The 26,131-nt window shown below is 60.0% G+C and carries 25 protein-coding genes and 3 pseudogenes; 9 read left to right on the top strand and 19 right to left on the bottom strand.

Annotation, left to right across the window (positions count from 1 at the left end):
• Positions 1 to 15: 15 nt before the first annotated feature.
• From ACERZ8_RS04245 to puuE, 3 genes are read right to left on the bottom strand one after another with little or no spacing between them, the layout of a single operon-like run.
• Complete coding sequence (locus ACERZ8_RS04245) at positions 16 to 504, bottom strand: ureidoglycolate lyase (RefSeq protein WP_407590887.1); 489 nt, start codon at positions 502 to 504, stop codon at positions 16 to 18.
• Entirely contained in the window at positions 491 to 1,249 is a 759-nt protein-coding gene (locus ACERZ8_RS04250; RefSeq protein WP_407590888.1) for a bifunctional allantoicase/(S)-ureidoglycine aminohydrolase, read from the bottom strand. Before ACERZ8_RS04250 ends, ACERZ8_RS04245 begins: the two co-directional genes overlap by 14 nt.
• 49 nt (positions 1,250 to 1,298) lie before the next feature.
• Positions 1,299 to 2,717, bottom strand: a complete 1,419-nt coding sequence (gene puuE / locus ACERZ8_RS04255; protein ID WP_407590889.1) for an allantoinase PuuE — start codon at positions 2,715 to 2,717, stop codon at positions 1,299 to 1,301.
• A 62-nt stretch (positions 2,718 to 2,779) separates the two neighbouring features.
• On the opposite strand from puuE, the gene uraH reads away from it, so the two are divergent.
• Positions 2,780 to 3,139, top strand: a complete 360-nt coding sequence (gene uraH / locus ACERZ8_RS04260; protein ID WP_407590890.1) for a hydroxyisourate hydrolase — start codon at positions 2,780 to 2,782, stop codon at positions 3,137 to 3,139.
• Here uraH and ACERZ8_RS04265 read toward each other — a convergent pair.
• Together ACERZ8_RS04265 and ACERZ8_RS04270 are read right to left on the bottom strand one after the other, a co-directional pair.
• Positions 3,136 to 3,588, bottom strand: coding sequence for an RsmD family RNA methyltransferase (locus ACERZ8_RS04265; RefSeq protein ID WP_407590891.1), 453 nt, complete (start codon positions 3,586 to 3,588; stop codon positions 3,136 to 3,138). The genes uraH and ACERZ8_RS04265 overlap by 4 nt on opposite strands.
• Before the next feature lie 88 nt (positions 3,589 to 3,676).
• The gene (locus ACERZ8_RS04270; RefSeq protein ID WP_407590892.1) at positions 3,677 to 4,879 is read right to left on the bottom strand and encodes an NAD(P)/FAD-dependent oxidoreductase; all 1,203 of its coding nucleotides are present in this window, start codon (positions 4,877 to 4,879) and stop codon (positions 3,677 to 3,679) included.
• Between the two features lie 87 nt (positions 4,880 to 4,966).
• On the opposite strand from ACERZ8_RS04270, the gene ACERZ8_RS04275 reads away from it, so the two are divergent.
• Positions 4,967 to 5,455: a peroxiredoxin gene (locus ACERZ8_RS04275; RefSeq protein ID WP_407594152.1), complete on the top strand. Its 489-nt coding sequence runs from the start codon at positions 4,967 to 4,969 to the stop codon at positions 5,453 to 5,455.
• Positions 5,456 to 5,518: 63 nt separating this feature from the next.
• Here the strand turns inward: ACERZ8_RS04275 and ACERZ8_RS04280 are convergent.
• From ACERZ8_RS04280 to ACERZ8_RS04310, 7 genes and pseudogenes are all read right to left on the bottom strand, one after another.
• Positions 5,519 to 6,374 (bottom strand): annotated as a pseudogene (locus ACERZ8_RS04280) (mechanosensitive ion channel family protein).
• A 5-nt stretch (positions 6,375 to 6,379) separates the two neighbouring features.
• Positions 6,380 to 6,676: a 4a-hydroxytetrahydrobiopterin dehydratase gene (locus ACERZ8_RS04285; protein ID WP_407590893.1), complete on the bottom strand. Its 297-nt coding sequence runs from the start codon at positions 6,674 to 6,676 to the stop codon at positions 6,380 to 6,382.
• Positions 6,673 to 7,860, bottom strand: coding sequence for a GNAT family N-acetyltransferase (locus ACERZ8_RS04290; RefSeq protein ID WP_407590894.1), 1,188 nt, complete (start codon positions 7,858 to 7,860; stop codon positions 6,673 to 6,675). Before ACERZ8_RS04290 ends, ACERZ8_RS04285 begins: the two co-directional genes overlap by 4 nt.
• 51 nt (positions 7,861 to 7,911) lie before the next feature.
• On the bottom strand, positions 7,912 to 8,679 hold the full coding sequence (locus ACERZ8_RS04295; protein WP_407590895.1) for a glycerophosphodiester phosphodiesterase family protein: 768 nt from the start codon (positions 8,677 to 8,679) through the stop codon (positions 7,912 to 7,914).
• Positions 8,676 to 9,134: a RidA family protein gene (locus ACERZ8_RS04300; RefSeq protein WP_407590896.1), complete on the bottom strand. Its 459-nt coding sequence runs from the start codon at positions 9,132 to 9,134 to the stop codon at positions 8,676 to 8,678. Before ACERZ8_RS04300 ends, ACERZ8_RS04295 begins: the two co-directional genes overlap by 4 nt.
• 72 nt (positions 9,135 to 9,206) lie before the next feature.
• Positions 9,207 to 10,508, bottom strand: coding sequence for an HlyD family type I secretion periplasmic adaptor subunit (locus tag ACERZ8_RS04305; RefSeq protein ID WP_407590897.1), 1,302 nt, complete (start codon positions 10,506 to 10,508; stop codon positions 9,207 to 9,209).
• A pseudogene (locus ACERZ8_RS04310) lies at positions 10,505 to 12,240 on the bottom strand (type I secretion system permease/ATPase). The gene ACERZ8_RS04305 and the pseudogene ACERZ8_RS04310 overlap by 4 nt, the downstream one beginning before the upstream one ends.
• A 215-nt stretch (positions 12,241 to 12,455) precedes the next feature.
• Here ACERZ8_RS04310 and ACERZ8_RS04315 point away from each other — a divergent pair.
• Positions 12,456 to 13,163, top strand: a complete 708-nt coding sequence (locus ACERZ8_RS04315) for an MlaA family lipoprotein (protein WP_407590898.1) — start codon at positions 12,456 to 12,458, stop codon at positions 13,161 to 13,163.
• Position 13,164: 1 nt separating this feature from the next.
• Positions 13,165 to 13,752 carry an MlaC/ttg2D family ABC transporter substrate-binding protein gene (locus tag ACERZ8_RS04320; RefSeq protein WP_407590900.1) on the top strand — a complete coding sequence of 196 codons (588 nt, stop codon included), beginning with the start codon at positions 13,165 to 13,167 and terminating at the stop codon, positions 13,750 to 13,752.
• Between the two features lie 23 nt (positions 13,753 to 13,775).
• Here the strand turns inward: ACERZ8_RS04320 and ACERZ8_RS04325 are convergent.
• Positions 13,776 to 15,930: pseudogene (locus ACERZ8_RS04325) on the bottom strand (transglycosylase domain-containing protein).
• A 252-nt stretch (positions 15,931 to 16,182) separates the two neighbouring features.
• Between ACERZ8_RS04325 and ACERZ8_RS04330 the strand changes: the two are divergent.
• Positions 16,183 to 16,521, top strand: a complete 339-nt coding sequence (locus ACERZ8_RS04330) for a P-II family nitrogen regulator (RefSeq protein WP_407590901.1) — start codon at positions 16,183 to 16,185, stop codon at positions 16,519 to 16,521.
• A gap of 27 nt (positions 16,522 to 16,548) precedes the next feature.
• A complete protein-coding gene (locus ACERZ8_RS04335) occupies positions 16,549 to 17,862 on the top strand; it encodes an ammonium transporter (RefSeq protein WP_407590903.1) in 1,314 nt (437 codons plus the stop codon).
• 79 nt (positions 17,863 to 17,941) lie between these two features.
• Here the strand turns inward: ACERZ8_RS04335 and ACERZ8_RS04340 are convergent, their stop codons facing one another.
• The 3 genes from ACERZ8_RS04340 to smpB form a co-directional block, all read right to left on the bottom strand.
• Positions 17,942 to 19,123: an amino acid aminotransferase gene (locus ACERZ8_RS04340; RefSeq protein WP_407590904.1), complete on the bottom strand. Its 1,182-nt coding sequence runs from the start codon at positions 19,121 to 19,123 to the stop codon at positions 17,942 to 17,944.
• Positions 19,123 to 19,977, bottom strand: a complete 855-nt coding sequence (gene sseA / locus ACERZ8_RS04345) for a 3-mercaptopyruvate sulfurtransferase (protein ID WP_407594154.1) — start codon at positions 19,975 to 19,977, stop codon at positions 19,123 to 19,125. Before sseA ends, ACERZ8_RS04340 begins: the two co-directional genes overlap by 1 nt.
• Positions 19,978 to 20,077: 100 nt before the next feature.
• Positions 20,078 to 20,551 (bottom strand): SsrA-binding protein SmpB, encoded by a 474-nt coding sequence (gene smpB, locus ACERZ8_RS04350; protein WP_407590905.1) that lies wholly within the window; start codon positions 20,549 to 20,551, stop codon positions 20,078 to 20,080.
• 185 nt (positions 20,552 to 20,736) lie between these two features.
• Here smpB and ACERZ8_RS04355 point away from each other — a divergent pair, with 185 nt between their 5' ends.
• Positions 20,737 to 21,366 carry a LysE family translocator gene (locus ACERZ8_RS04355; protein ID WP_407590906.1) on the top strand — a complete coding sequence of 210 codons (630 nt, stop codon included), beginning with the start codon at positions 20,737 to 20,739 and terminating at the stop codon, positions 21,364 to 21,366.
• A 57-nt stretch (positions 21,367 to 21,423) separates the two neighbouring features.
• On the opposite strand, the gene ACERZ8_RS04360 is transcribed toward ACERZ8_RS04355, so the two are convergent.
• Positions 21,424 to 22,242 (bottom strand): sulfotransferase family protein, encoded by an 819-nt coding sequence (locus ACERZ8_RS04360; RefSeq protein ID WP_407590907.1) that lies wholly within the window; start codon positions 22,240 to 22,242, stop codon positions 21,424 to 21,426.
• Between the two features lie 141 nt (positions 22,243 to 22,383).
• Here ACERZ8_RS04360 and ACERZ8_RS04365 point away from each other — a divergent pair, with 141 nt between their 5' ends.
• Together ACERZ8_RS04365 and ACERZ8_RS04370 are read left to right on the top strand one after the other, a co-directional pair.
• Entirely contained in the window at positions 22,384 to 23,961 is a 1,578-nt protein-coding gene (locus ACERZ8_RS04365) for a DUF5928 domain-containing protein (RefSeq protein WP_407590908.1), read from the top strand.
• A gap of 148 nt (positions 23,962 to 24,109) precedes the next feature.
• Complete coding sequence (locus ACERZ8_RS04370; protein ID WP_407594156.1) at positions 24,110 to 25,207, top strand: THUMP domain-containing class I SAM-dependent RNA methyltransferase; 1,098 nt, start codon at positions 24,110 to 24,112, stop codon at positions 25,205 to 25,207.
• A 1-nt stretch (position 25,208) separates the two neighbouring features.
• Here the strand turns inward: ACERZ8_RS04370 and ACERZ8_RS04375 are convergent, their stop codons facing one another.
• Positions 25,209 to 25,856, bottom strand: coding sequence for a DUF1523 family protein (locus ACERZ8_RS04375; protein WP_407590909.1), 648 nt, complete (start codon positions 25,854 to 25,856; stop codon positions 25,209 to 25,211).
• A gap of 11 nt (positions 25,857 to 25,867) precedes the next feature.
• Positions 25,868 to 26,131 (bottom strand): hypothetical protein, encoded by a 264-nt coding sequence (locus ACERZ8_RS04380; RefSeq protein ID WP_407590911.1) that lies wholly within the window; start codon positions 26,129 to 26,131, stop codon positions 25,868 to 25,870.

Below are 26,131 nucleotides of genomic sequence, written 5' to 3' on the forward strand. Positions count from 1 at the left end.
CGCGGCTCGGGCAAACTATGAAACCACGCGATAGGGCGGATCAAGCGAAAACTCCTGCAGGTTCGCGCCCGGCCCGATCCGATCCACAACTGCAAACAAACCGGGCAGGTGCAGCGGCGTCAGCACACCATGCCATGTGCCGCGGTGCAGATTGATGCCCTGACCGGGGGCCGTCAGGAAGGCGAGCGGTTGCCCCGGCGTCCCGTCTTCATCAGGCGCGACGGTCACCAGAAACGGGTGTTCGGACATCGGGATAAAGGCCTGACTGCCCTTTGGATGCCGTTCCAGCAGATTAAGGGTGTAAGGCAATGTGCGGGGCGTCGCCTTGAACAGGCTCAGACCGGCCCGCCCATCGGTGAACTCCATCGACGCACGGTCGTGGAAGCGCCCGCACATGCCCTGGTTGATCATCTTGTCCGGCGCTCCGGCGCAGTCCAGCACGTCGCCGAAGGGCCCAAAAGCCTCTGCCGTCAGGGGCTGACAGCGGATGTCAGAGCGGAACATGCCGGTTCACATCCTTGTACAGCAGATAGCGGAAGGGTTCGGTGCCCGTCGCGATGCACGCTTGGGGGCAAAACGCACGCAGCCACATGAAATCGCCCGGCCCGACGCTGACCCAATCGGTGTTGAGCAGGTATTCCGCCGTGCCCTGCAGCACGTAAAGCCCGTGTTCCATCACATGCGTCTCGGCAAAGGGAATCCGTGCACCGGGCAGGAAGTTCACGAGGTTTACGTGACAATCGTGACGCAGGTCGAGCGGATCAACGAAACGCTGCGTGGCCCACGCACCGTCTGTTCCGGGCATCGGGACGGCGCGCACATCGGTTTCATGGGTGATGACCGGCTCAGGCAGGGTTAGCCCGTCGCCCTGCACAAAGCGTTTGCGCACCCAGTGAATGCCGCAAGGCACATCCTCCCGGTTCCAGAGCGTCCATTGCGCGCCCGGCGGGATGTAGGCGTAGCTGCCTGGCGTCATCACATGTACAGTTGCACCCAACGTCAGGTGCGCTGTGCCATGGGCCACAAACAGGATCGCCTGCGCGTCCATCTCCGGTTCTGGTGTGTTGCTGCCGCCCTCGGGGCCAAGCTCAATCGCGTATTGAGCGAAGGTTTCGGCAAAACCGGACAGCGGGCGCGCCAGTATCCATGCCCGCGTGCTGTCCCAACCGGGCAGGAACGAGGTGACGATATCGCGCTGCGTGACGGCGGGGATCACAGCATAGGCGTCAGTAAAGATGGCGGTGCCCACGGGCGAATTGCTTTGATCCGGATGACCCCCGGGGGGAAGGCGTAGGTGGTCATAGGGCCTCCAGCCGCAGACGCGCGATGCGTTCGACCTGCCGACAGGCTTCGGCAAATTCGGTGTCGGTGTCATTGGCGATGCGCCGTTCAAAGGCGCGCAGAATGCCCGCCTTGTCGTGATCTTTGACTGCGATGATGAAGGGAAAACCGTGCTTGGCCACGTAGGCGTTGTTGTGCGTATCAAACCGCTGGCGTTCATCGTCCGTCAGCGCATCAAGGCCCGCGCTTGCCTGTTCTTCGGTGCTTTCGCTGGTCAGCCGCTTGGCCGCCGCCAGTTTGCCAGCTAGGTCCGGATGGGCGCGCAGCACGTCCAGACGCTGATCATCCGATGCCGCACGAAAGACACGGCAAAGGGCGCTATGCAGCCCCTGCGGTGTGTCATGGGCAGGGCCCAGTTCCAGTGCATGTGCGCCTTCGGCAATCCATGGCGAGTGTTCAAAGATCCCACCGAATTTCGTAACAAAATCGGCGTGTTCCATCTGGTGCCAGTTGCGACGCGGCTTGGCTGGATGCGTCGCCGTCCAATGTGCGGCAATATCGGCCCGGCGGGCGCACCAGACACCTTCGTGTCCCTGCACATATTCAATGAACTTGCGCAGCGCCTGCACCCGACCGGGCCGCCCGATCAGGCGGCAGTGCAGGCCGATGCTCATCATGGCAGACCGCCCCGCCGCCCCTTCGGCATAGAGTGCGTCGAAACTGTCGCGCAAATAGGCAAAGAACTGATCGCCTGCATTGAACCCCTGTGGCGTGGCAAAGCGCATGTCGTTGCAATCAAGCGTATAGGGGATGATCAGCTGATCCTTGTCCGCGATGCGCGTCCAGTAGGGCAGATCGTCATCGTAGGTGTCGCTGATCCAGTCAAAGCCGCGTTCCGACGCCAGCGCCACGGTGTTGATCGAACAGCGGCCAGTGTACCAACCCTTGGGGCGTTCACCCGTGACCTCAGTGTGCAGTTTGATGGCTGCATCCATATCCGCAGCCTCGTCCTGAGGCGAATGATCCTTGTAGTCGATCCATTTCAGCCCGTGACTGGCGATTTCCCAATCCGCATCCTGCATCGCCTCGACCTGTGCCGGGCTGCGGGCAAGGGCGGTGGCGACACCATAGACGGTGACCGGCAGGCGGCTTTCGGTGAACAGACGGTGCAAGCGCCAGAACCCGGCCCGCGCGCCATAATCATAGATGCTTTCCATGTTCCAATGGCGTTGCCCGGGCCAAGGGGCGGCGCCCACGATTTCGGACAGAAACGCCTCGGATGCTGCATCTCCGTGCAGGATGCAGTTCTCGCCCCCCTCTTCGTAGTTCAGCACGAAAGACACCGCGATACGCGCACCACCCGGCCACGCCGCGTCCGGGCGATCAGGCCCGTGCCCGTAAAAATCGCGCGGGTAACGGGGGCTCGTGTCGGCCATGGACTTCCCTTCGGAAACGGAGTGAGATGCACATAATCTGAGCGATGAAGAGGCGGGATGCAATGGCTGCTGGATATCTGACCACCCATGTTCTGGACACGGCACGTGGCGTGCCAGCCGACGGGATTGCCATCGCGCTTTACCGTGTGTCCGGCAATTCCCACACAAAAATCGCCGAGGCGGTGACCAATGCCGATGGCCGGACGGACGCACCGATCCTGCCAAAGGGCAAGATGACCGCGGGACAGTACGAGCTGATCTTTTACTGCGGTGACTATCTGGATGCGCACGATCTGAACGACGATGCGGTCAAATTTCTGGATCAGGTGCCCATTCGTTTCGGGATCACGGACGAGGACGCACATTACCATGTGCCGTTGCTGCTATCGCCCTTTGGCTACTCGACCTATCGCGGCAGTTAGGTCCGCTCGATCAACGTGATGTGGGACGTGCCGAACTTGCGTTGATCCACTGGTGCAAACCCGTCGGGCGGGGCCATGAATGCACTTTCCTCCCAAACCACCAGCGCACCGGGGGCCAGCCAGTCGCGCACAGCGTCCAATGCACGCTCCCCAAGGCCTTTGTCATAAGGTGGATCGAGAAACACCAGATCAAAGGGCGCGCCGGGCCAAGGGCCGACACGTGTTGCATCGCCGCGCATGACTTGCGTCGCGTCCTGCGCCTGCAGCTTTGCAATATTGTCGGCAATCAGACGCTGCCCGACACGCCCATTTTCGACAAACACCGCATGCGCAGCGCCGCGCGACAGGGCCTCAAGCCCCAGCGCACCGGTGCCCGCAAACAGGTCAAGCACCTGCGCGCCCTCGATCACGCCACGGCTTGTCAGCATCGAAAACAGGGATTCGCGCACGCGGTCCGGGGTCGGGCGCAGATGCGCGCCGGGATCACCCTTGCCGACAGTTGCCAGGGTACCCCACGCCAGCGCCCGGCAATGATCCTCACTTCAGCAACGCCTTGAGGTCACTTGACGGGTCTGCGATCACATCTGCATCCGGGCTTTTGCCCGCCTCGATCAGGCGTTTGCCGATCATGTATCCGCGCGGATCGTTGGCCGCATCGACTGCCAGCAACGTGCCATCCTTGAAGTACCAGAACGATTTTGCCGCCCCGCCATCGCGAGTCACAACGTGGGTGTAGCCGGTGTTCAGGCCCGCGATCTGCAGTTTCACGTCATACTGATCCGACCAGAACCACGGGCGCGCGACGTAATCCTTGCCCGCGCCGATGATGTTCTCTGCCACGCATTCGGCCTGATCAATCGCGTTTGGCACGCTTTCAAGGCGGATGCGCGCGCCGCGATACGGGAATGACGCACAGTCCCCCGCCGCCCAGACGTGGCTGGCCGATGTCCGCCCTTGCGCATCCGTTGCGATGCCGTTGTCGATTGTGAGGCCTGCAGCTTCTGCCAGTGCGGTGCCGGGCGCGATGCCGACACCCACGATGACAAAATCCACATCCAAGGTGCTGCCATCGCTCAGGGCTGCCCCTGACACGGCCCCTTCACCGATCAAACGGTCAAGGCCCACACCCTCGCGAATATCGACACCGTGTTCAGCGTGCAAAGCGCGGAAATAATCACTGGTCTCGGGCGCGGCGACACGTTGCAGGATGCGATCCGCCATCTCGACCAGCACCACCTCCAGTCCCAGCTTGGACGCGACCGAGGCCGCTTCCAGCCCGATATACCCGCCGCCGACGATCAGGACGCGTGCGCCAGTCACAAACCTCGGGGCCATCGCATCCACATCCGTCAGATCACGCACAACGAACACGCCATCAAGATCACCGCCGATCGCAGCAGGCAGGCGTCGCGGCACCGAGCCTGTGGCCAAAACCAGATCGGAATAGCGCAACTGTTCGCCGCCTGCGGTAACTGTCTGCGCGTCCGTATCTATGGCGGACACTTCGGTGCCCAAACGCAGTGAAATGTCCTGGTCCGCGTAAAACGCCTCTGGGCGCAAAAACAGCCGCTCCAGCGGCATGTCACCCATGAGGTATGCCTTGGACAACGGCGGGCGCTGATAAGGCGGCGCTGTCTCGGCCCCGATCAAGGTGATGTCACCCTCAAAACCACCGTTGCGCAACTTGGCCACGCAGGATGCGCCCGCCTGCCCTGCCCCGATCACAACCACATGGTCCATCAAATTAACCTTTGTTCTCGCCCTTTGCCGACGCTCAGCCTATATCGCACAGCAAGACGCATGCAATTCCAAGAAAGGCCCAACACGATGGCAATTTCCCAAGGCGACACTCTTCCCGACGCATCTCTGGTCTATATGGGCGAGGACGGCCCCGAAACCGTCGCACTCAGCGACAAGACAAAAGGGCGCAAAGTCGTGATCTTTGCCCTGCCCGGCGCCTTCACCGGCGTGTGCAGCACGGCCCATGTGCCCAGTTTTGTGCGCACCAAGGATCAGTTCGCGGAAAAAGGCGTGGAAGAGATCATCTGCATCTCGGTCAATGACCCCTTCGTTCTCAAGGTCTGGGGCGAGGCGACAGGCGCGACCGAGGCTGGCATTACCATGCTGGGCGATGCGGATTCGGCGTTCACCAAGGCTATGGGCCGCGAATTCACAGCACCCCCTGCCGGGTTGATCAACCGTTCCAAACGCTACGCGATGGTGGTCGAGGACGGCACAGTCACGCTCCTGCAGGAAGACGAAAATCCCGGTGTCTGCGACGTATCCGGCGGCGAAGGCCTGCTTGCATCCATGTAAGCCCACGCCAATTCAGGCATGAAACAAAAGGCCCCCGATTTCCGGGGGCCTTTTTCATTTGGATCACTCCGCGGCCTGAATGATTGTGCGGGTCGGGAAAGGAATGGGCACGTCGGCATTGTCCAGCGCCTCCTTCACCCGGCGTTTCATATCCGCCTGATACTGAAAGTAGTCGCCGCTTTTGCACCAGACACGCACCAGAAAATCCACCGAGCTGTCATTGAGGTTGTTGACCTGAATGAACGGGGCAGGTTCGGAATGCGACCGCTCATCCGCCATGATCGTGTCGCGGATGACGTCCTCTGCCTGTTTGAGGTTGGCGCCATAGCCCACACCGAACGTCCACTCGACCCGGCGCGTCGGGTAGGTCGAGTAGTTGTCGATCACATTGCCCCAAACCTCGGAATTGGGGATGATCACCTGCACATTGCTCAGGTTTGCCAGTTCAGTGAAGTTCAGCGTGACATCCTTGACCGTGCCCATCTTGCCCGCGACTTCAACGAAATCGCCGATCTTGAGGGGGCGAAACAGGATCAGCATGACGCCTGCCGCCACGTTTGACAGCGTGCCCTGCAAGGCCAGACCAATGGCCAGACCCGCCGCACCAACAGCAGCCACAACCGACGTGGTCTGCACGCCGAACGTGTTGAGCACGATCAGAGCGGTGAACCCAAGGACCACGTAGCGCACGATGGACCCAAGGAAGTTGAACAGCGTGTCATCCAGATGCTCGGCTGCGCGCGCCGACGCGGGCCACGCGGCGGCCAAGCCATGCGGCGATGGTCCAGCCGACGATCAGAATCAGGATGACGGCCAGGACCGACCCCATGAAGGACACGAGGAATTCAAGCGACAGGTAGTCGCCAACGGTGTTGCCCGCCCATATTTCGATGGACAGGAATTGCTGCAATTGTTCCATGTTGATTACCCTGCCAGCCCGTCCATTTTGCGCGCCAGCTTGATGTCCAGCGGGCTCAGGCCATCGACATCATGCGTGGTCAACGTGACCTCGACGGTCTTGTAGACATTGGACCATTCCGGGTGGTGATCCCATTTTTCGGCCCAGATGGCCACGCGGGTCATCCAGCCGAACGCGTCAACAAAATTATTGAATTGAAAGGTCTTTTGAATGGCGTCACGCCCCTGCGTGACCTCCCACCCGGTTTTCAGAAGCGGATCCAGCAGGGTGTCCCGCGTCTCTTCGCTTAGGCGTTCTGTCATTCCTGTTCCTCGATCTTGACCCGTTTGAAGGGCCCATATTCCGTGAGAATTTCAATTTCTTCCTCGACCGCCTCACGCTCGGCCCTGAGGTAGTTGGCGATGGCGTCGGCAAAACCGGCGTCATTCACCCAGTGCAATGAATGGGTCTGCGTCGGCAGGTACCCCCGGGCCAGCTTGTGTTCGCCCTGCGCTCCGGCCTCGACCCGCGCCAATCCTTTGGCGATGGCGATATCGATGGCCTGATAATAGCACAACTCGAAATGCAGGCACGGGTGATGCTCCACACACCCCCAATAGCGCCCGTACAACGTCTCTGCCCCGATAAAGTTCAATGCGCCCGCCACATAACGTCCATCCCGCTCGGCCAGAACCAGCGCCATGTCATCCCGCAGGGTCTCTTGTGCGATCTGGAAGAACCGGCGGGTGAGGTACGGCGTGCCCCATTTGCGCGCGCCTGTGTCCTGATAGAATTCCCAGAATGCGTCCCAGTGTTCAGGTCGCAAGTCGTCGCCGGTAAAGGTGTGAATGGTCCCGCCAAAGTCCTGCGCCTGTCTGCGTTCCTTGCGGATATTCTTGCGCTTGCGGCTGCTGAGGGTCGCAAGAAATCCGTCAAAATCCGCGTATCCATCGTTCAGCCAGTGAAACTGTTGCGTGGTGCGCGCCATGAGGCCCAGTTCGGCACCGGCATCCCGCTCGCTTTCGGTGCAAAACGTGACGTGCAACGAGCTGAGGCTGTTGCTGTCGGCCAGTTGAACCGCCCCCTGCACCAGCGCCGCCAACCCCGTTTCCGCAAAATCGGGATGCGTCAGAAATCGCCGCCCGGTGGCGGGCGTGTGCGGCACAGCGATCTGCAGTTTTGGATAATATCGCCCGCCGGACCGCTCATAGGCATGCGCCCAGTTGTGATCAAAGATGTATTCGCCCTGGCTGTGCCCTTTGGCATACATCGGCGCGACTCCGATGGTTTGGCCCTGCATCACCGCTTGCAGATATTGCGGCTGCCAGCCTGTGCCCGGCCCCACCGAATTGCTGTCCTCAAGCGCCTTGAGAAAGCGATAGGTCGTGAAGGGATCGGTCGGACGTGCACCATTGACGGCCTCCGGACAGGCGCAGGCATCCCAGGTCGCCGCGTCAATGGCCCCGAGGCTGGGCAGCACACGAATTTCAATCTCTTGCTCGGACACACCGGTTCCCTATGGCCTGTGGCGTTCAATGTGTGGCGCGGGACCAAGGCTTCAACCGGGGTGGGCGGCCAGATATCCTTCAAAGGTCACATTCTCGGCGATCTTGCGCGCCTCGGCCTCGGCCTCTGGCGATTTGATGGTCCAGCACAGGATATTTGCGCCTCGCGCCTTCAACTCCGCAATGCGCGGACGCGCCAGATCTGCGGCCTCGTGACTGACAAAGCTAGCACCGACACGGTCATAATCCGGTATCTCGCGTAGGTGCGCGCAGACCGCCTTGGGCAGGGGCCAATCGTCGGGATCATACGCGCTGGTCACAAGACCACGTGGGATATCGGGACACAGCGCGCGCATGTGCGCAACGGAATGCGGATTGAACGACATGACCGCAACCGGACCTTCATAGCCCTCAAGGGCCGCAGCGGTGGCCGCCTCAAGCGGGCCGATCCGATCTCCCATTGCCCCATCCTGATCCTTGATTTCGATCAGCAAGGGGACACGGCCGGACACCATCCCAAGGACTTCGGGCAAGTCCGGTATCCCTTCACTGACGCCACGCAGAGGGGTATTGGACAACGCAGATGCTGACACCGCACGGACAAGGCCGGACCCTTCGGCCAGCCGATCCAGAGCATAGTCATGAAACACCATGGCCGCGTTGTCAGCGCTCAACTGCACATCAATTTCGATACCATATCCGTGCTCAATTGCGGCCTTGATGGCCGCCCGGCTGTTTTCAGGTCGGCCATCTCTCACATCGTGCAAAGCGCGGTGCGCCAACGGAGCGCCCAGAAAGGCGCGATCAAGGTGCGGTGTCATTTGATCTGAAAAATGCCTTCGATCTCGACCGCGACGCCAAGGGGCAGAGATGCCGCCGACACGGCCGAACGGCTGTGGCGTCCGGCATCGCCAAGGGCTTCGACCAGAAAGTCGGACGCGCCGTTGATGACCTTTGGCTGGTCCGTGAAATCAGCAGTCGAATTTACAAATCCTGTCAGTTTCACGACGCGCACGAGGCGTTCGATGTCGCCGCCGCAAGCCGCCTTGACCTGCGCCAGCAGGCTGATGGCACAGGTTTTGGCCGCTGTCGCACCGCCTGCCACGTCCATGTCCGCGCCCAATTTGCCGGTGATCAGGCCATCGGGCCCATTTGAAATCTGGCCGGACACGTAGACGATGTTGCCAACTTGCACGAAGGGCACGTAGTTTGCCGCAGGGGCGGGCGCGTCAGGCAATGTGACGCCAAGGTCGGAAAGGCGGGAAGCGATGGACATCTGGTGATCCTTTCTGGGTGTGTTTCTGATGCGGACGCTAGACGTAAGCCCTGCAACACAAAAGACCCAAGATCAGGATTCGCGAAACGCCCGGTTGAAATAGTCCGCCATTGGGCGGATCAGATAGGCAAGGGGCGACCGGTCAGCCGTGCGAATGAAGGCCTCGACCGGCATGCCGGGGATCAGAACCTGTCCTGCGTCCAACTTGGCCAACTCACCGGGGTTGAGGACAATTTCCGCCCGATAGTAAGTGGCGCCGCGCGCCTCGTCCTCGAACGCGTCGGCCGACACCAGTATCACCTGCCCGACAAGTTCCGGCGTTGTGCGCTGATCAAGCGCCGAAATGCGCAAGTTCACCTGCTGCCCGGCCACGATCTGGTCGATATGCAGCGGATCAACGCGCGCGGCGATGACCAGTGGGCGATCTTGCGGGATCAGAAACAAAAGCGGATCGGCACCGCGTACAACCGAACGACGCACTTCAACACGCATGTTGTGGACGATGCCGGAAACAGGTGCGCGGATCTCCATCAAGTCAATTTGCGCGGCGAGAGCCATGCGTTCCTGCTGCAATTCCAATTCGCGGGCGCGCAGGTCGCGCAGACGCGAAATGGCTTCTTCGCGCCGGTTTGAGGTCAGGCGCAGCACCTCGATCTCGATTTCCGTGATCCGTTGTTCGGACTGTGCGCGCGCAGCGGCCAGTTCGCCCAACTGCCCGTCAAGCGAGGCGGCCTGTCGTTGCAGCGCCAAAACCCCTGCCGCTTGGGTCAAGCCACGCGCCAGCAGACTTTGCTGCGCTTCAAGTTCCTGTTCGATCAATACCAACTGACGGGCAAGGGAGGCCTCTTGCGCGTTGATCCCGATAATCTGATTGCGGGTCTGCCCGATGCGTTTGCCCAGCTGTTCCCGTTGCCGGTCGACCGAGTCGCGCCGTGCAAAGAACAGGGCGCGCTGCCCGTCCATCATTTCGCGCACCTCTGCGCGGATCTGCGCGGCATCCACCAGCATCGGGTCGAACGTCACCGCGTCATGACCATCCCGTTCGGCAGCCAGACGGCCACGCCGCGCCATGAATTCGAACATCTGCCCTTCGACGATGGCAAGGCTCGACTGCATCTGCGCGACGTCAAGGCGGATCAGCAGATCACCGGTCTTGACGGTATCACCTTCCTTGACTGCAATTTCGGCGACAACGCCGCCGCTTGGGTGCTGCACCACCTGCCTGTTCTGATCGACCTCTATCCGTCCGGGCGCAATGATGGCGCCCGCGATCTGGGTCAGGGTCGCCCAAGCCGTAAAGCCACCCAGCAAGACGACCAATCCCACCAGCCCTAGCAAGACGGGCACCGTCGCAGGCCATCGTTTGTCGCTCATGCCACACCTCCGGCCCGGGCGGGCGCGCGCTGAATGTCATGGTGGTTCCTGATCATGGACTTGAGGATGTCGTCCTTGGGTCCGAACGCGGTGCAGGCACCACCATCCAGCACCAACAGCAGATCGCATTCCTGAATGGCCGCCGGACGGTGCGCCATGATCATGACCGACCGCCCCGCGGATTTGGCGGTGCGGATCGCATCGTTCAGCGCCTGCGTCCCTTCGTTGTCGAGATTGGAGTTGGGTTCGTCCAGCACCAGAATGACCGGGTCGCCATAAAGGGCGCGTGCGAGGCCGATGCGCTGGATCTGACCACCCGACAGACGCTGCTGCCCGGCGCGGATGCGGGTATCGTAACCGTCAGGCAGTTCAAGGATCATCCGGTGCGCATCGGCCTTTTGCGCGGCAGCCACCACCATTTCCGCGTACGGCTGCAAGGACAAGCGCGCGATGTTTTCAGCGATGGTGCCGTCAAACAGTTGCACCCGCTGTGGCAGGTATCCGATATGGCGGCCCAGCACGTCAGGTGCGTATTGATCCAATGCCGCATCATCCAGCCGGATCGACCCTGCCGCCGGGTGCCAGACCCCGTAAGACAGCGGGCCAGCGTGGACTTGCCCGCGCCGGATGGTCCGATCACACCCAGCGCCTTTCCGGGTGGCAGATCAAAGGCCAGCCCCCGCAATGCCGCCACCTTTTCACCGGGCGGTACAACCGTCAGTCCCTTGGCGACCAGATGCGCGGCAGGCACGGGCAAAGCAGTGCGCGGCGTTTCCGGATGCACTGCGTCCAACAGAACGCTCAAGCCATCCCAGCCGCGCAATCCGCGCTGCACAATGGGCCACTGGTTCAACATCACCTCGATCGGCGCAAGTGCGCGACCCAGCAGAATCGAACCGGCGATCATCGCCCCCGGCGTCATCTGCCCCTGCAACACCAGCCAGGCCCCAAGACCCAGCATCGCACTTTGCAGAAACAGGCGCAGAGTCTTGGTCAGGGACGAAAACCCGCCCCCGATGTCCGTCGCGCGTATCTGCTCTTCGAGCGCTTGACCGCGTGCCTGTTGCCAGCGATCAAACCCGGCATCGCGCATGCCCATGGCCTGTACCATTTCCGCCTCGACGCGCAGTTGATCGGACATCGTGTCAGCAACCTGACCGGCCTGCCCGGCCCGCATTTGCGGCTGGCGGGACAGCAACTGGTTGGACACGGCAATCACGATCAAAAGCGCACCACCCCCCACGGCCAGCCAGCCAAGCATCGGGTGAAACACAAAAATCACGGCGAGGAATATCGGCGTCCAGGGCAAATCGAAAAACGCCATCAAAACCGGCGAGGTCATCAGCCGCTGGATCGCCTCAAGATCGGCAAGGCCGGACTGTGTGCGGGTGTCCGGTGCAAGGGCCGATTTGCGCACAACCGCATCAAAAACGCGACGATCAAGGTCAGCCTGAAAACGCGCCCCGACACGCGCCATGATGCGTCCACGCACAAAATCAAGAAGCCCCATGACCCCGTAGAGGAACACGACCAAGAGCGACAGGGCGATCAGCGTTTCCTCGCTCTTGCTGCCGAGCACGCGGTCATAGACCTGCAACATATACATCGGGCCGGTCAGCATCAGCAGATTCGCAAACAGGCTGAACAGGCCAACAATCCAATACAAAGCGCGGCTTTTCTTGCGCGCAGCACGCAGTTCTGCCCGCCCGCGATGTGTCAGTTCGTGTTGCATCAGCACCTTTTCGCCCGCCCTCGGATCAACCCTGAGCGAACGCCAGCCATTGATCCCGCTTGGTGTCACGCAACGGCCACATGCGAGCAAATCGACATTGCGCCTTTTGCATTTTGCACAGAAACACTAGGTAATCGTTACGAAGTCGCCGGAGATTTTAATTGTCACTATTTGCCCGTCTGCACCGCGCCGCAGCGTTTGTGCTTGTTATTTCAATGTTGGGGGCGTGCGCCGGGTCAAATCAGACGGCTTTGACACCCGAAGGCATCAACGACCCCTATGAGGCGCAAAACCGCAAGGTGCACGCGTTCAACCGGGGGCTTGATCGTTCTATCGTGCGCCCTGCAGCGCTCGGCTATACGAAAGTGTTGCCTGACGAAATCGAAGAAACCATCGGCAATTTCGCAACCAATCTTGGACAGCCTTCGGTGATGGTGAACAGCCTGCTGCAAGGGGATCTGCGCGGCTTTGGCCAGTCTACATTGCGCTTCACCATCAATTCGACCTTCGGATTGCTTGGCTTTTTCGACCCGGCGACGGAATTCAAAATGGCCGACCATAACACCGATTTCGGCGAAACTCTTTTCGTCTGGGGTGCGGAAGAAGGCGTGTATCTGGAACTGCCTTTCCTTGGCCCGGCAACGACACGCAGCGCCACGGGCCGGTTTGTCGATCTGTTCACGAACCCGCTGACATACGTTCTGGAAAGCCCCGAGGAATATTACGGAACCGCAGCCTCTGTGGCTTCCGGCCTTGGCGCGCGCGGACGCTTTTCCGAGACGGTGGACTCAATTCTTTACGAAAGTGCGGACAGCTACGCACAAGCGCGACTGATCTATCTGCAAAACCGCAGATTTACTCTGGGCGATACGGAGTCCACGACCGATATCGACCCGTTTGAACTCGACACCGAGGGATTTTGATATGCAAAGACGTTATTTTCTGGCGCTGACAAGTGCCGCTGCGGTGGCCCCGGCGCTGCCTGCATGGGCACTGACCGAAGCCAGCGCCGAACAATTGATCAACACTGTCATCAAAGACATCAACAAGGTGATCGAATCCGGCAAAAGCGAAGGGGCGATGATCGCAGACTTTGAGCGTATTTTCGCGCGCTACAGCGACACGTCCTACATCGCCGCCTATGCGATGGGCGCTGACGGGCGCAGCGCCACAAATGCGCAGAAACGCGCGTTTTCAGATGCTTTCCAGGGTTACGTGGCGCGCAAATACGGGAAGCGGTTCCGGGAATTCATCGGAGGACGGCTTGAGGTCAAGGGCGTGCGTCAGGTCAAGAACTGGTTCGAGGTCGATACGACCGCCTTCCTGCAAGGCGAGGCGCCGTTCACAGTGACCTTCCATGTTTCCAACAGGTCGGGGCGCGATCTGTTCTTCAATATGTTCATCGAGGGCATCAACCTGCTTTTGACCGAACGGGCCGAGGTTGGCGCGTTGATCGACCGCAATGGCGGGAGCATCGACAAGATGATCAGGGATCTGGCGTCCGCCGGTTAGATCGCAACAACGGGATGGCGGGCCTAACGATTGCCGCCGCCAAGTATCTCACGCACAAGCATTTCGATCAGCCCTTCGGTGGTGCGCGGAACCTCGCGTTGCCGGGGTTGGGCGGGTGCGGGTTGCGGCTGTTGGACCTGCGATCCTTCCGGCGCGCGCATAGGCAGGCCACGTGCAGGCACGCCCTCGTGGACACGCACCATCGTTTCGCGCCAGATTTCCGCCGGTAGTCCGCCGCCCGTAACCCCGGTCAACGGGGTGTTGTCATCGTACCCCATCCAGACACCGGCCACGTAATCGGCGGTAAAGCCCACAAACCATGCATCGCGCGCTGCTTGCGTCGTGCCCGTCTTCCCCGCGATCTCGCGCCCGCCGAATTGGGCCCGCTGACCTGTACCCTGGCTGACGACTTTCTCCATCATCCAGATCAGTTCAGTGGCTGCCTTGTCCTGAATGACCCGTTCGCGGATACCACCGCCCGTGCCCATCAGCGGTGCGTCATCCCCTTGCAGGCGTAGATCGACTAGACCGTAGGGCGTCACCGACGACCCACCGTTCAGGATGCCCGCATAGGCCCCGGTCATATCCAGCAGCGTGCTTTCGGACGCACCCAGTGCCAGCGCAGGTCCGTCCGCCAGGTCGCTATCGATGCCAAATTCGCTCGCCACCCGGCGCACAAGATCGCGGCCCACGAATTCCGACACCTTGACCGCCGGGATGTTCAGCAGAATCCTGCAACGCCTGAGTCAGGGTGACCCGCCCTTTGTAATCATTCGTGTAGTTGCGGGGCGACCATGGGCCAGACCCGGGGATGTCGATGGTCAGCGGTGCATCTTCGACCGTATCAATCGGCGAATATCCCAGTTCGAGCGCGGCCGCATAGACGAACGGTTTGAAAGCAGAGCCAGTCTGACGCTCGGCCTGAATCGCGCGGTTAAAGACGCCGGAGGCCCGCGTTTCGCGCCCGCCTACCATCGCACGCACTGCGCCATCCGCGCTCATCACCACGACGGCCGCCTGGGCCTTGGACCCTTCCCGCACCTTGTTCTCGAAAACAAAATTTACCGCCTCTTCGGCAGCGCGCTGCAGGCGCTGATCGAGGGTGGTGCGGATGATGACATCTTCGACAGTGTTGCGGGTAAAGAATTCAGGGCCGGTCGACATCACCCAATCGGCAAAATACCCACCTGCGTTACGCCGGGCTGCGGGGGCCAATCCTGACGGGTTCTGCTGCCACTTCGCCACTTCGGCGTCAGACAGGTACCCCTGTTCGCCCATCAGGCGCAGGATCGTCGCCGCGCGGTCATGCGAGCGTTGCAAATCGGACGTAGGCGCCAATCGCGATGGGGCGGTCAGCAGACCGGCAATCATCGCGGATTGCGACGGGTTCAGATCAGACGCTGGAACGCCGAAATACCGTTGCGCCGCAGCCTCGGCCCCATAAGCCCCACCGCCCATGTATGCGCGGTTGAGGTAGATCGACAGAATTTCGTCCTTGGAATACTTGGCCTCCATCGCCAGCGCATAAATCGCTTCTTTCGCCTTGCGCTGAATCGAATTGCGGCGGCAATCAGCGACATAAGCGGCCTCGTTCTCCCATTCAGAGGGGACATATTCATCGCCCAGACACAACAGCTTGGCTGTCTGCTGGGTGATCGTCGATCCACCATGACCCGACAGGGGACCGCGCCCTTCGCTCAGGTTGATGCGCACAGCGCTTGCAATGCCCCGTGGGCTTAATCCGAAGTGGCGATAGAACCGCTTGTCCTCGGTCGCAACGACCGCGTCCCGAAGGGCCGGGGACACCGATTGCGCTGTCACTGCACCGCCGAACTGATCACCCCGGCGGGCAAAAATCTGATCTTGATGGTCCAGCAAAGTCACGGACCCGCGCGCGCGACCATCCAGCAGCGCCGTTACATCCGGCAGCGTGGTCCAATAATACCCGACGAACATCGCCAGAACGGCGCAGGCCGCGACAGTGACGCGCCAGGTGATCTTCCAGATCAGGCGCAGAATCCATCGAAACAGGCGGGTCAAGATATTGCCCGTCGGTTTTTTGCGCGGACTGCGCTTGCGCCGCGTCGGAGCGGCCTTTTTCGCAGCCGGTTTCTGGGTCTTCGCACCATAGCGACGCTCTGCCACCAAAGGCCGCTTGCCCTTTTTTGAATCACGCATCTGACGACCCCTGCCCGGCCTTTTGTTTCATGACACCATATCGACTTTGACGGGCATTGCCACGCCCCGACAAAACAGCATCACGATTCTTGTTTGCCCGATATTTGTGCAGACAAACGAATTTGCGCATTTTTTATGCACATGTCAAAGACCGGGGTCGCAAAATCCACCGCCAAATCTTTGCGCGCCCCCGCGAATGCCATCTTTTGCCCGCGTACCGCAGGGCGACCTGCCAATCTAAGGGGACACGTGGTGAAACTCATCATTGCAACGATCAAGCCGTTCAAGCTGGAAGAGGTCCGCGAAGCGCTGACCGAAGCCGGTGTGCGCGGTATGATGGTCACGGAAATCAAGGGCTTCGGCTCGCAATCGGGGCACACGGAAATCTATCGCGGCGCAGAATATGCCGTGAATTTCGTACCCAAGGTCAAGATCGAGATCGTCGTGGCAGAGGCCATGGCAGACCAGATCGTCCAGACCATCACAAACACAGCCCAGACGGGCAAAATCGGCGATGGCAAGATCTTTGTCCTCGACGTGGAACAGGCCGTGCGTGTGCGCACCGGCGAAACCAACGAAGACGCCATCTAAGCGCACCAACAAAGGGAAAAACGGAAAATGAAACTCACGAAATCTCTCCTCGTTGGCGCAGGCTTGACCGCTTTGCCGACGCTGGCGCTGGCACAGGATGCCGCCCCGGGCTTTGACGAGATCGGCCCCTATATCATGACAACCCTGCTGTTCTGCATGGCGGGTTTCCTTGTGTTCTTCATGGCCGCCGGTTTTGCCATGCTCGAAGGCGGGCTTGTCCGTTCCAAGAACGTCACGATGCAGATGACCAAGAACATCGCGCTCTTTTCAATCGCGGCGATCATGTACTGGCTGGTCGGCTTCAACACGATGTATCCCGGCGACTTCAACGGTTACTTCGCCTTGGGCGGGCAAACCGTGCTGGACGCCGTGGGCGTGTCGGCGGCGGATGCGGCCCTTGACTATGCTTCGGTCGGGTCGGACTTCTTCTTCCAACTGGTGTTTGTCGCTGCGACCGCATCCATTGTGTCGGGTGCCGTGGCTGAACGTATCAAGCTCTGGCCCTTCCTGATCTTCGTCATTGTCTTGACCGGTTTCATGTACCCCATCTCCGGTTCCTGGCAGTGGGGCGGCGGCTGGTTGTCCGAAATGGGCTTCTCCGACTTTGCTGGTTCAACTGTCGTGCACTCCGTTGGTGGCTGGGCCGCTCTGGCAGGTGTGATTGTTCTGGGGCCTCGCGTTGGCAAATACGGCAAGGACGGCAAGGTGACACCAATGCCCGGTTCGAACCTGGCGCTGGCCACTTTGGGTACGTTTATCCTGTGGCTGGGTTGGTTCGGCTTTAACGGCGGTTCGCAGCTTGCGATGGGCACCGTGGGTGACGTGTCTGACGTGTCGCGCATCTTTGCCAACACCAACATGGCCGCGGCAGCCGGCGCTGTCACAGCCCTGGTCCTGACGCAGATCCTCTACAAGAAGCCTGACCTGACCATGGTGCTGAACGGCGCGCTGGCGGGCCTCGTTTCGATCACTGCCGAGCCTCTGGCACCCACATTGTTCGGGGCGCTGTGGATCGGTTCCGTGGGCGGTATCATCGTGGTTCTGGCCATTCCAATGCTCGACAAGTTCAAGCTGGACGACGTGGTTGGCGCGATCCCGGTTCACCTCTTTGCAGGTATCTGGGGCACAATCGCGGTGGTCTTTTACAATGGCGATGCAAGCCTTGTCACACAGCTTACCGGCATCGTGGCTTATGGTGTGTTCACCTTCGTCGCCTCGCTGATCGTGTGGTTCATCCTCAAGGCTGCCATGGGCATCCGCGTCAGCGAAGAGGACGAAATCAACGGCCTCGATATGTCCGAACTGGGCATGGAAGCGTACCCCGAGTTCTCCAAGGGCTAAGGGCCGGCGAAACGTCTAAGAAAATCAAAAAGGCCGGGCAGCAATGTCCGGCCTTTTTCATTTAGCGTACAATGTGTCTTCAGACGCCCGAAGCGATGATCGCATCTGCAAGAATTGGCACCGACTTCGCGTTCAGCCCGGCAATGTTCATACGGCTGTCGCCGACCATGTAAATCCCGTGCTCTTCGCGCATTTTCACGACCTGCTCGGGTGTCGCGCCGATGCGGGAAAACATGCCACGGTGCTGCGCGAGAAAGCCAAAGCGATCTGACCCGGCGCGCTGCTGCAAGGCCTGCGCCAGTTGTTCACGCAGACCCAGCATCGACAGGCGCACGTCTTCCAGCTCTGCCATCCAGTCAGCACGCAAAGCGTCATCATTGAGGATCATCGTGACCAGACGCGCCCCATGATCAGGCGGGAAGGAGTAGTTCTGCCGGTTCAGAAAGGCCAGCGTGCCTTGGGACACCGCTTTGTCGGTGCCATTCGCAACCATCATCAGAATGCCGGTGCGTTCGCGGTAAATCCCAAAGTTCTTCGAACAACTCGCCGCAATCAGGCATTCGGGCACGGCCGCCGCAACCGCACGCGTGGCCGCGGCATCCGCGTCCAGCCCGTCGCCAAAGCCCTGATAGGCGATGTCGATCATCGGCGTGGCCCCGGTTTCGAGAAGGACCGCGATCACTTCATCCCATTGCTGCGGCGTCAGGTTGGCCCCTGTCGGGTTGTGACAGCATCCGTGCAGCAATACGACGTCACCCGCCTTGGCAGTCTTCAGATCGGCAATCATGCCATCGAAATCCACACCACGAGTCGTGTCGTCGAAATAGCGGTAGCTCACGCTTTCCATCTCAAGAAACTTGAGGATCGACAGGTGGTTGGGCCAGGTCGGGTCGGATACAAAGACGCGCGCATCCGGGTTGGTCATCTTGATCAGCTCGAATGCCTGACGCACAGCGCCCGTGCCACCGGGTGTGGCCGCGGCAGAAATTTTGTCACGCGCCACGGCGTCGCCCAGCACAAGGCTGATCATCGCGTCGGAAAACGCTGGATCACCGGCAAGGCCCACATAGGACTTGGTGGTCTCGGCCTCCCACAGCTGATGCTCCGCCGCCTTGATCGCACGCATGACCGGCGTGTTTCCCGTGGCATCCTTGTAAACGCCAACGCCAAGGTCGACCTTGTCGGCGCGCGGGTCTTCGCGAAACATCTGCACAAGCTGCAGGATAGAATCCGGTTTTTGGGCGGTGAGGTGTTCGAACATTATGCGTCTCCTGTGGCGACGGGAACGGTGGGGAACATGCCCCATTCGGCCCACGACCCGTCATAAAGCGACCAACTGTCATGGCCGAGGCGTTCAAGGGCCAGCGCAAGGATCGCCGCCGTGATCCCCGACCCGCATGTGGTGATCACCGGTTTGGTGACATCAATGCCAGCTGCTTCGAAAACAGCACGGGTGTCTTCGGGAGATTTCATCGTCTTGTCGTCGTTCAGCAGCGCCGTATAGGGCACGTTGCGCGACCCCGGAATGTGACCTGCGCGCAGCCCCTCGCGCGGCTCGGGGGCATCGCCGCGAAACCGTTGCGCGGCGCGGGCATCCACGATCTGGGTAGTCCCAAGCTTGGATGCCTGAGACACTTGGGTCACATCGCGCACAAGGTGGTTCTGAAAGCGGACAGTCAGGTGGCGATCCTTGATGACGGGCGGCATATCCTCGGTCTCGCGCCCCTCGGCCTGCCATTTGGGCAGACCGCCATCCAGCACGGCCACATCACGGTGGCCCATCAGGCGAAACAGCCACCACACGCGCGCGGCACTCAGCAGGCCTGCGCCGTCATAGACCACGATCTGGTGCCCGTCACCGACGCCAAGTCCGCGCATCCGGCTCATGAACTTTTCCGCGGGCGGGGCCATATGGGGCAGATCAGACCGGGCATCGCTGATTTCGTCGATGTCAAAGAACCGGGCCCCGGGGATATGTGCCGCCTCGTATTCGGCGCGCGCATCGCGTTCTGCGTCCGGCAGATACCACGACGCATCCAGCAGACGCAGATCAGGATCCTTGAGATGGGCGGCCAGCCACGCGGTCGAGACAAGTGTTCTGGGATCGTCGGACATAATCATGCTCCGGAGGCTGCAAAAAACGCCCTTGGGTAGCGCCCCGTGCCATGTCTGGCAAGAGGGAGCAGGCCACGCATCACGGCAAATGAGCGCTATTTCAGCCCTGCTTCAAAAGGCGCTGTTTCTGGCGTCCCCAGTCGCGTTTGGCCGATGTGTCACGCTTGTCATGCAGCTTTTTACCCTTGGCGATCCCGATTTTCAGTTTCGCCATGCCCTTGTGGTTGAAGTAGAGGACAAGTGGGACAAGCGTCATGCCCTTCCGCTGGGTCTGGTTCCACAGGTTGGACAGTTCCTTGCGGCTGACCAGCAGTTTGCGACGGCGGCGTTCTTCATGCTTGAAGGATTTCGCCTGCAGATAGGGGGCGATGTACGAGTTCACCAACCACAACTCGCCATCTTCAACGGCGGCATAGCTTTCGGCGATATTGGCACCACCCAGACGCAGCGACTTGACCTCAGAACCTTCAAGGATAATGCCACATTCGATGTCATCCTCGATGGCATAGTCAAACCGCGCGCGCCTGTTCTCTGCGGCGATCTTGTAGTTCGGATCTGATTTGCCTTGTGCCATGGGAGTGGGATGTAGGCTGTGGGGTGGGATCGTGCAAGGGGATCAGCCTCGAGGCCACCGATCGCGAGGGACGCGCCAAAGGTCGTTTTACCAAACGCGGACACTGCAAATTCAGGCCTGTGCCTTTCCTCTTTACAGTTTTTCAAAGCTATGGCTGGCTCGATCAAAAGTAAGGACGGGCATCCATGGATCTTCAAATCTGGCTGGCATTTGTTGCAGCCTCAATCGCACTTCTACTCATCCCCGGGCCGACAGTTCTGCTCGTTCTCAGCTATGCGATCAGCCAAGGGAAACGAGTCGCCCTCGCCACAGTCGGAGGGGTCGCACTGGGGGATTTCATCGCCATGTCGGCGTCGCTGGTCGGGCTTGGCGCCCTGGTTTTGGCCTCTGCAACGCTGTTTACCTTGTTGAAATGGATCGGGGCGATCTACCTCGTTTATCTCGGCGTCAAACTCTTCAGAAGTGCGTCTACCACAGCGCTTGGTGACTTGGAAAATGTCACGCATACCAGTGCGACCAGCGTATTTGGCCATGCCACGGCCGTCACCGCGCTGAATCCAAAGTCCATCGTGTTCTTCATTGCTTTCGTTCCGCAATTTGTCGTCTTGGACGATCCGCTGTTCCCGCAATTTGCAATTCTCGTCGCAACCTTCGTTGGGCTGGCCGCGATGAACGCTCTGGCTTACGCGCTGTTGGCGGACAAGCTGCGTTCCAAAATTGCGCGCCCGTCCGTGCTGGCATGGTTTTCGCGGCTTGGTGGCAGTGCCCTGATTGCCATGGGTGTGGCGACAGCCGCGTTCAAACGGGCCCAGTAGCGGGCATGCAGTGCACGTTGGGACGTTGACCAGTTAACAGGTGACCGTGAACGACGGTTAGTCGCCCAGCTTTTTGTGCACTTCGTCCAGATCAATCTCGGCAATGGGCATCTTGTTGCCCGGATTGTCAAAATCGTATTTGAACAAATCAAAGTCGCGTTTGTAGATTTCGCGGACCAGATGCATCGACAGGTCGTCAAAATAGTCCTCGACCGGGTGGGCACGTTTGGGCCCGTGCCCTTCGCTTTCATTAAAACGGGGGATGTCGGCAATGTTGACGGCGTGGGGCGTTTCAATCGCCTTCATGACATCTTCCATCCCGTCGTTGAACTTTTCAGTCCACACAATCTTGTCGTAGGTGCCGCCGTTCACGATGAAAGTCGACACATGCCCTGACATGGCCGACCAGTGAATGTCGGGATCCATCGGGCGCCGCCAGCGGATTGTGTCGCGCGCGAACAGCAGAAAGCGGCGAAAGGATTTGATTTGGTCAAAGTCCTGCTTGCCGTCCGGGCCGCCGACATCGATGCCGTATTTCTGGATCAGGAGCGGCACGAGGTTGCCGCGATAGCGTTTGCCATTGCGCTGGATGCCGCAAATCTTGTCAAAGAAGGAACTGAGGATGCGGGTGTAGGGGTTGCGCACGCAGGTAAAGGCATACGATTGGTGCGCCTTGACGTTGCTGGTGATCATCGGCTGACTGTCTTCGAGCGCCCATTTGTGCATCCCGCCTTTAGCATCGTGGATGTCGCCATCAAAGAACGCACCATGGTCGGAATAGTACATGATCTGCCCGATGGTCGAGCAGGCGCATTTGGGCACCACGCGGTAAACCACGCTTTCGCTTTGTGTCATCCAGGTACCAGGAAAACCCATACTGCCCGTTCCTTATGCGTGCTGCGTTTCTGTGCAGCTTGACTTGTAACTAAAAAACCAAAGAAATCCTGTTTATTCAATCACTCCTTACCTTTATCTACGTAAACAATCATAGGTAAAGAGGCAGTAAAGTTTCCAAATATGGCTAAAATCGCCTACATCCTTCTGTGTCACAAGGACCCGGATGCCGTTGTCAAACAGGCAGAACGGTTGACCACGGCTGGCGATTACATGTCGATCCACTTTGATGCGCGTGCCGACCCCGCCCATTTCAAGCAGATTTCCGCCGCTCTCAAGGACAACCCAAATGTCACCTTTGCCCATCGCCGCATTCGCTGTGGCTGGGGCGAATGGAGCCTTGTTCAAGCCACGCTGTACGCTGTCGAATCCGCGGTCGAGGCATTCCCCCGCGCCACGCATTTCTACATGCTGTCGGGCGACTGTATGGCGATCAAGACCGCACAATACGTCCATAATTTCCTCGATGAAAACGACGCCGACTTCATTGAAAGCTTCGACTATTTCAAAAGCGACTGGATCAAGACCGGGATGAAAGAAGAGCGGTTGATTTACCGCCACTTCTTTAACGAACGCAGCCATAAGCGACAGTTCTATGCGAGCATGCATTTGCAGCAACGCCTTGGCCTGACGCGCAGCATTCCGGCGGATGTCGATGTGCAGATTGGCAGCCAGTGGTGGTGTCTGCGCAGGCGCACCATCGAATGGGTCCTTGATTTCACTCGCCAGCGCCGTGACGTGATGCGCTTTTTCCGCACGACCTGGATTCCGGACGAGACGTTCTTTCAGACTGTTGTGCGCCATGTCGTACCCGAAGACGAAATTCGATGCCGTACGCTGACCTTCCTGTTGTTCAGTGACTACGGGATGCCGGTGACGTTTTACGATGATCACTACGACCTGCTGCTGGGTCAGGATTTCCTCTTTGCCCGCAAGATCAGCCCCGAGGCGCTCGACCTCAAACGCCGTCTTGGCCTACTCTACGCGGCTAAAGATGTGCCTTTCCAAATCTCCAACGAAGGAACCAGCCTGTTCAAGTTCCTGTCCGGGCGTGGCCGGATCGGGCGCCGCTTTTCCACGCGGTTCTGGGAAACCGAAAGCACGCTGGGGCGCAACCGCGAATTGCTGATCATCATCTGCAAGAAGTGGCACGTGGCCAAGCGGATGCTGGAACGCATACGGCAGATGACCAACGTGCCCGCCATCGAATACCTCTTCAACGAAGAACACTCGCCCCTGCCCGATCTGGGCGGCATACAAACCACGCTGGAAAAGCGCACGCGCCACCGCCGTGCGCTGATGCGTATGCTGTTTGACTACTACGAAACCGACCGACTGATCGTGTGCATGGACCCGGGCAACCTTGATCTGCTTGAGGATTTCGCAGGTGACCGGTCGATCACGCGGATGCTGGAAATCCAGTGCAACTTTACCGACGAATACCTTGTCGGTCACGCGATGCGGGTTGGACTGGCGGGCGAGCAAACCGGGGCAGAAACGATCGAGCGGCTGTTGCCCACGATCCGCAACGACATGATCTTTGAATCTGACCGCATCCGAGATGCAGATTTCGAACATCTGGGGCGCATTCAGGAATCAGCTGATCTTGACGACAATGCACGTGCGTTGGCCCAATTCCTGTCCGTCCCCGAGGACAAGGCGCGCGAGATCGCCGAGGTTGACTATCTCTTTGCCGACTAAGTTGGGAAGGCGACGTTAGGGCGACGGATGGTGTCTGAGGCGAAGGTAAACTGGGCTGGTTGGTCTAAGCCCGTGGTTTCCGCGCAAACAAATATCGCTCGAACACCTGCGCCGGACCGCTTAAGCAGGCGGGCATGACCAATGCCCCCTGACCCTTTTTGCCATCACATTGCCCGGCCTCGAAACCACACTTGCTGAAGAAGCCCGCGGCCTTGGTTTCGAGGTGACGGGCACCGAGGCGGGTGGCGTTACGATGGCGGGCGACTGGTCAGAGGTGTGGCGCGCCAACCTTGAACTGCGCGGTGCGACGCGTGTACTTGTGCGCATTGGCGATTTCATGGCCTTCCACCTCGCCCAACTCGACAAACGCGCACGCAAGTTTCCATGGGGCGATGTGTTGCGCCCCGATGTGCCGGTGCGGGTCGATGTCGCTACGTCTCGCAAGTCGAAAATTTACCATGCCGGTGCCGCAACCCAACGGATCGAGGCCGCTTTGCGCGAAGAGGCTGGCATGACCATCGCCGCAGATGCCCCCGTGATCCTCAAAGTGCGCATCGACGACAACCGCGTGACCATCAGCGTCGACACTTCGGGCGAGCCCTTGCACAAGCGCGGGCACAAACCTGCCGTGGGCAAGGCCCCGATGCGCGAAACACTGGCCGCGATGTTCTTGCGCCAGTGCGAGTTTAACGGGACGCAAACGGTGTTCGACCCTATGTGCGGATCGGGTACCTTTGTGATTGAGGCGGCAGAGATCGCCGCGGGGCTGCAACCGGGCCGCTCCCGCCGCTTTGGATTTGAGCACCTGACCACCTACGACCCCAACGCCGAGGCGCTGCGCCGCACGACCCGCCTGCGTGCCCCTGATGCCCGGTTCTATGGGTCAGACCGCGACGCAGGCGCCATCGATATGGCGCAGGCCAACGCGGAGCGCGCAAGCGTGGACGATCTGGTCACATTTTCCGCCGCCAACGCAGGCGAGGCGACACCGCCCGCCGCCCCGCCGGGGCTGGTGATCGTGAACCCGCCCTACGGCACGCGGATCGGCGATAAAAAGGCGCTGTATCCGGTATATGGCCGTCTGGGGCAGGTGTTGCGCGAACGATTTTCCGGATGGCGGGTGGGCATTGTCACAAGCGAAGGCGGGCTTGCCACCGCCAGCGGGCTGCCATTCCTGCCGGACGGACCCAGCATTGCCCATGGCGGGTTACGTGTCAGGCTTTATCGCACTGATCCGTTGCCCTGACCTATTTGGCTTTCCACGTGTCCAGCCAGCGCCGGATGCGGCCCCGTTTGGCGCTGACGGCATCGCCTGCCGCCTCCCAATTGTCCTGCAACTCTTCGAGCTTTGGATCGATCCGTGCGCGGCGGAACCGCCGCCACCGGACCCAGATCGCATAGAAAAACGCGGCAATCAGGGTCAGGACGATGATGTTGATCCACGGGATTCCCTTGGATGCTTCCGGCCCGTCGACCGGTCGGATCGAGATGGCATTGGGGAAAATCGTCAGGAATTCGTTGCGCCAGCCGTAATGCGTAAGCACGTACCATTCCGGGGCTGCGCGGGTTGAAACGGCGTCAGCGGCCTCGGTGAACAGGTTTGAGGTGTCAAACTTGAAATAGGGCGGCCAACTCCAGCCGGTGTCCTCGTTGCGATAGACCATGGGGCGCCCGTTGGCCTGCACGGTTTGCAGGAACTGGACGTCGCGGTTGATCAACCCGTCGGACTGTTCATCCGGGCGCGACCAGAACATGCGCGTCCAGTCGTTCAGATCCTGACGCTCCTCGAACACCCGCACAATGCGCACGATGTCGCGCTGCGGCAGGGTATAGTGCAGAAAGGCCGCGAAAAAGACCCAGAAGGAGATCAGTATGGTCCAGCCGATATAGCGCATATGGGGTTCCTTCAGGCGAAGTTCACAAGGTAAATGATAAGACAGACAAGGGACATGGGCACCACATAGACGCCCAGGATCAGTTTGCGGCGCAGCGATCCGTCGTATTCGACAAGGCCCGCGCGCACGTAGGATTCACGCGGGATGTCGAAATCGCCCGCGTCCCATTCCGCCTCCAGCCGGTCACGGGCCCGCGAACGGGAATAGAGTGACAGCGACAGATAAATGACGCTTAGCACCACAAAGGCGATAAAGAGCAGTCGAACTAGTACCAT

Origin of the sequence: Tateyamaria armeniaca, assembly GCF_045797845.1 — a bacterium.
GTDB lineage: Bacteria > Pseudomonadota > Alphaproteobacteria > Rhodobacterales > Rhodobacteraceae > Tateyamaria > Tateyamaria armeniaca.